Annotated in this window: 2 protein-coding genes and 1 pseudogene; all 3 read left to right on the top strand. The window is 58.3% G+C overall.

Annotated features, from left to right (window positions below; translation table 11 throughout):
• Positions 1-57: 57 nt before the first annotated feature.
• Positions 58-981, top strand: a pseudogene (plsX, locus tag ACIQVE_RS28690) (phosphate acyltransferase PlsX); the annotation flags it as partial.
• A gap of 123 nt (positions 982-1,104) precedes the next feature.
• Positions 1,105-2,043 carry an ACP S-malonyltransferase gene (fabD, locus tag ACIQVE_RS28685; RefSeq protein WP_402815204.1) on the top strand — a complete coding sequence of 313 codons (939 nt, stop codon included), beginning with the start codon at positions 1,105-1,107 and terminating at the stop codon, positions 2,041-2,043.
• 16 nt (positions 2,044-2,059) lie between these two features.
• Positions 2,060-2,800, top strand: a complete 741-nt coding sequence (gene fabG, locus ACIQVE_RS28680) for a 3-oxoacyl-ACP reductase FabG (RefSeq protein ID WP_402815202.1) — start codon at positions 2,060-2,062, stop codon at positions 2,798-2,800.
• Positions 2,801-2,912: the final 112 nt, after the last annotated feature.

The raw sequence follows: 2,912 nt of genomic DNA, 5'->3' as shown, positions 1-2,912 counted from the left end.
AATGAAACGGACAACACACACATCAACAATCTTAATCACACACTATCAATACACTAAGCTAATCCCAACAATCACCTGACCCTCGTCGGTCAACCCTCCCTTCTTGAAGAATTGATCAACGGCCAATCGGCTGCCGATCGCGCGCGCCTGACGATTGTTGCGGCCAGCGAAGTCATCACCATGGACGAAAAACCGACTCAGGCCCTGCGTGGCAAGCCGGACTCGTCGATGCGTGTCGCCCTTGAGCTGGTGCGTGATGGCAAGGCTCAGGCCTGTGTCAGTGCCGGCAATACCGGAGCGTTGATGGCGCTGTCGCGCTATGTGCTGAAGACCTTGCCGGGTATCGACCGTCCCGCGATGGTTGCCGCCATTCCGACGCAGAAGGGCTATTGCCAGTTGCTTGATCTTGGCGCCAACGTCGATTGCAGCGCGGAACATCTGTTGCAGTTTGCGGTGATGGGTTCGGTGGCGGCGCAGACGCTGGGTATTGCTCGCCCTCGGGTGGCGTTGCTGAACATCGGCACCGAAGACATCAAGGGCAACCAACAGGTCAAGTTGGCGGCAACGCTGTTGCAGGCGGCCAGAGGCATCAACTACATCGGCTTCGTCGAAGGTGATGGCCTGTATCGCGGTGAGGCGGATGTGGTGGTGTGCGACGGATTTGTCGGCAATATTCTGCTCAAGTCCAGCGAAGGCTTGGCAACGATGATTGCTGCGCGCATTGAGGCTTTGTTCAAAAAGAACATGGCTTCGCGCGCAATCGGTGCCTTGGCGCTGCCATTGATGAAGCGCTTGCAGGCTGATCTGGCGCCGGCGCGACACAATGGCGCAAGCTTTCTCGGCTTGCAGGGCATCGTGGTGAAAAGCCACGGTTCTGCGGGGGTTCAGGGCTTTCAGAGTGCGATTCAGCGTGCGCTGATCGAGATTCAGGAGAACTTGCCCGAACGCCTTCACGGGCGACTGGAGGATTTGTTGTCTTAGGCGTTTTCGTCGGACAATGCTTAAATGTGACCGCCCGGTTCAAAGGGCCATCCAACTGTCAGTTTCTTGCGTCCCCAAGTGGGGCGTCATTTTCCGACGACAAGATCATTAGGGGCTTGTTACATGTCTGCTTCCCTCGCATTCGTCTTTCCAGGACAAGGTTCGCAGTCCCTCGGCATGCTGGCCGAGCTGGGCGCGCAACATCCACTGATCCTCGAAACGTTCCAAGAAGCCTCCGCTGCTTTGGGCTATGACCTGTGGGCATTGACCCAGCAGGGGCCGGAAGAGCTGCTTAATCAAACCGACAAAACCCAACCGGCCATTCTGACCGCATCGATCGCCCTGTGGCGTCTGTGGCTGGCTGAAGGTGGTGCGCGTCCGGCATTTGTGGCTGGTCACAGCCTGGGCGAATACAGTGCGCTGGTTGCTGCCGGCAGCTTGAGCCTGGCTGACGCGGTAAAGCTCGTTGAGCGCCGTGGCCAACTGATGCAGGAAGCGGTTCCGGCCGGGCAGGGCGGCATGGCCGCCATTCTCGGTCTGGAAGACGCTGACGTGCTGGCGGCCTGTGCTGAAGCGGCGCAGGGCGAAGTGGTCAGTGCCGTCAACTTCAACTCCCCTGGCCAGGTTGTAGTAGCGGGTGCCAAAGCTGCCGTTGAGCGCGCCATCGAAGGCTGCAAGGCGCGTGGCGCCAAGCGTGCCTTGCCGCTGCCGGTGAGCGTGCCGTCGCACTGCGAACTGATGCGTCCGGCTGCCGAGCGCTTTGCCGAATCCATCGCCGCCATCAACTGGCAGACGCCGCAGATCCCGGTGGTACAGAACGTCAGCGCGCAAGTGCCGGCCGATCTGGAAACCCTCAAGCGTGATCTGCTCGAACAGCTCTACAAGCCAGTACGCTGGGTCGAGTCTGTACAGACTTTGGCCGCCAAAGGGGCGACCAATCTGGTCGAATGTGGCCCGGGCAAAGTACTGGCCGGTCTGAACAAACGTTGCGCCGAAGGCGTTTCGACTTCCAACCTCAATACCCCAGACGCTTTCGCTGCCGCTCGTGCAGCGCAGGCCTGAATCAGGAGAAACTTGCATGAGTCTGCAAGGTAAAGTTGCATTGGTCACCGGTGCAAGCCGCGGTATCGGCCAGGCTATCGCACTGGAACTGGGCCGTCAGGGCGCCATCGTTGTGGGTACCGCAACCTCCGCCAAGGGTGCCGAGGCGATTGCCGCCACGCTCAAAGAGCACGGCATTCAGGGTACCGGTCTGGAACTCAACGTCACCAGCGACGAATCCGTCAGCAAGGTGATCGCGACCATTCAGGAGCAGTTCGGTGCGCCGGCGATTCTGGTCAATAATGCCGGCATCACCCGCGATAACCTGATGATGCGCATGAAAGATGACGAATGGCATGATGTCATCGATACCAACCTGAACAGTCTGTTCCGCCTGTCCAAGGGCGTTTTGCGTGGCATGACCAAAGCGCGTTGGGGTCGAATTATCAGTATTGGCTCGGTGGTGGGTGCCATGGGCAACGCAGGCCAAGTAAACTATGCAGCCGCCAAGGCCGGTCTGGAAGGTTTCAGCCGGGCAATGGCGCGTGAAGTCGGTTCGCGTTCGATTACGGTCAACTCGGTAACCCCAGGGTTTATCGACACCGATATGACCCGCGAACTGCCTGAAGCACAGCGTGAAGCCTTGCAGACGCAGATTCCGCTGGGTCGTCTGGGACAAGCTCAAGAGATCGCGTCTGTGGTCGCTTTTCTTGCATCCGACGGTGCGGCATACGTCACTGGGGCTACAATCCCGGTGAACGGTGGGATGTACATGTAAGTAAAATGTGACGGATTGCTTCAAAAAAATGTCATACGAGCTGTCTAAAATCCGTTATAAAGCTGCAATCTATTTATAGGCAGTGGGTCGCAGGGTTTGAGGAGTGAAGCTT

This window comes from Pseudomonas sp. NPDC098747 (assembly GCF_044760045.1).
Taxonomy (GTDB): Bacteria; Pseudomonadota; Gammaproteobacteria; order Pseudomonadales; family Pseudomonadaceae; genus Aquipseudomonas.
The sequence above is the reverse complement of the archived record's forward strand: the minus strand, read 5'-3'. Positions and strand labels throughout refer to the sequence as shown.